This is a genomic window from Pseudoalteromonas sp. Z9A6, from assembly GCF_011378805.1.
GTDB classification, from domain to species: domain Bacteria; phylum Pseudomonadota; class Gammaproteobacteria; order Enterobacterales; family Alteromonadaceae; genus Pseudoalteromonas; species Pseudoalteromonas distincta.
The window spans coordinates 1-1,878 of sequence record NZ_WTKZ01000084.1 but is presented as its reverse complement, the minus strand read 5'-3'; the positions used below and the strand labels follow the sequence as shown (position 1 = coordinate 1,878).

The 1,878-nt window shown below is 38.1% G+C and carries 2 protein-coding genes and 1 pseudogene; 1 reads left to right on the top strand and 2 read right to left on the bottom strand.

All coding sequences use genetic code 11. The features are described 5' to 3' along the window. Window positions 1–56 precede the first annotated feature (56 nt). Window positions 57–797 carry a TolC family protein gene (locus GQR53_RS21545; protein WP_240917509.1) on the bottom strand — a complete coding sequence of 247 codons (741 nt, stop codon included), beginning with the start codon at window positions 795–797 and terminating at the stop codon, window positions 57–59. 104 nt (window positions 798–901) lie between these two features. Beyond that, window positions 902–1,249, bottom strand: coding sequence for a hypothetical protein (locus tag GQR53_RS19265; protein ID WP_016899519.1), 348 nt, complete (start codon window positions 1,247–1,249; stop codon window positions 902–904). A gap of 169 nt (window positions 1,250–1,418) precedes the next feature. On the opposite strand from GQR53_RS19265, the pseudogene GQR53_RS19260 reads away from it, so the two are divergent. Further along, window positions 1,419–1,826 (top strand): annotated as a pseudogene (locus GQR53_RS19260) (ISAs1 family transposase); the annotation flags it as partial. Window positions 1,827–1,878 lie beyond the last annotated feature (52 nt).

Below are 1,878 nucleotides of genomic sequence, written 5' to 3'. Positions count from 1 at the left end.
GTAGGATCGGCTTTGGTTTCAAGCATGGCATATTGAGCTTTACTTTTTTTTTTTTTTTACAGTGCTTGAGAGGCTAATACTTGCGGGTGCTGCGTTAACCACTGCTCAGCTACTTGAAAGTTTGTAACGCCTAAGCCCTGCTCTGGATATGCTTGTGTATCAGGACGCCAATCAGGCAACAACTCATTAACCTTGGCTTGAGCTTGTGTTAACTGTGCTTGTATTTGGGCCGTTTTATTAAGCATTTGCGACAAATTCAAGAAAGTTAACTCAGCATCAACCTGACCAAGATCGCCAGCTTTCTGCCTTTTAGTTACAATTTTAAGCAAGGTTTCTAACTGTTGCTCTTGTTCAAAAGCAAGTGACGACTTATCCATGGCAAGTTGCCAATTAATAAGTGCTTTTAAGGCTTGTGCTTTTTTCTGCTCTATCGCATAAGTGAATTGTTTACTGGCCGCCGTTAATATTTTATCGCCGATAGCAGCATTAACAGCCTGCTTATCCCACAAGTCAATCGTTTGGCTAATACCAATATTGTAATTATTTCCGTCACCTTCACGCTCGTAACCTGTCGATAGTTCTGGGTTGTAAAGTGGTAACTTACTGCCCTGTGCTTTGGAAAATTCAGCATTCATGAGTTCACGTGCTGAGACAATATCAGGGTGTTTATTGATTTGCCGATCGAGCCAGTCACTCGATAGCGTTGGCTTAGCAAAAGCGAAGCTACTAACAGATAAACTTGCTGAAAAGCCGATAAATAATGCGATTCCAGTAGATTTTGCTGAGAAAAATTTCATAATAATCTCTTAATTTAATAATAAAATGCCGCAACTAAACCAACTAGGCTACATTAAGCGCTAGTTAAGAATAAATTTGTTACGAATATAGCTTTAAAACTAAATTAAACGATTGGGGGGCGTATAGGTTCTTCAGTGAATATTTTATCTACATGAACAGCATAAAAATATTGATTTGTAATAATAAGTTTAGGGGTCTGTAGTGTAGATTTATTACTGGCAACCCACTGTGTGTGAGTGCCTTGACAGTGACCACAATGATGGCAATCTTTAATATTATGTTCAGTGTCAGATGATTCATCGAAAAGTTCAATATCTTCACTATCATGGGAATGTTCTGTTTGAATATGTAGAGAGTCAATCTGATGACTTTCATTTGAATTAGCCACAGAAGCAAACGACTGCAATGCAATCGATAGTACTACTAACAAACTAATCCAAGTATTTTTCATTTTTACTCTAACATCAAAATTTTAAAAAACATGGTAGTCAAGAAACCCACTCAAGTCAATCAAATTAAGTAGTTTATACAGGACAATCCACGGCAAGATCATTATAAATTGAACTTCTAGAACAAGTAGCGATCAGATCAAGGCATTATAATCACCTTGGTCACTTAATATGAGCGCTACTTTTCTGAAACACTTTGATTCAATTACCGATCCTCGCATTGAACGCTGTAAAAAGCATGAACTTATCGATATTCTCCTCTTAGCCATTAGTGCTGTACTCTCCGGCGCAGAAGGATGGGAGGATATTGAAGATTTTGGGCATCTAAAACTTGATTGGTTAAAAAAATATGGCGCTTTCAAAGAGGGTATCCCAAGACACGACACCATTGCCCGTGTCATTTGTCGGTTAAAATCAGATGAAATAGAGCATTCATTTCAATCTTGGATATCATCACTTATTGAAACCACTGGTGCTGATATCATTGCCATTGATGGAAAAACAGCACGTCGTTCATTTACAACCAAAGATAGAAAAAGTGCCTTACATACCGTCAGCGCATGGAGCTGCCAACACCAATTAGGGGTTTTGCGCCCATCCCCTCGAAATTAACCTTAGTCTAAATTTTTAA

Excerpts from the sequence above, each read along its gene's own strand:
- GQR53_RS19265 (WP_016899519.1), bottom strand. The coding sequence starts at position 1,249 with ATGAAAAATACTTGGATTAGTTTGTTAGTAGTACTATCGATTGCATTG.
- GQR53_RS21545 (WP_240917509.1), bottom strand. The coding sequence starts at position 797 with ATGAAATTTTTCTCAGCAAAATCTACTGGAATCGCATTATTTATCGGC.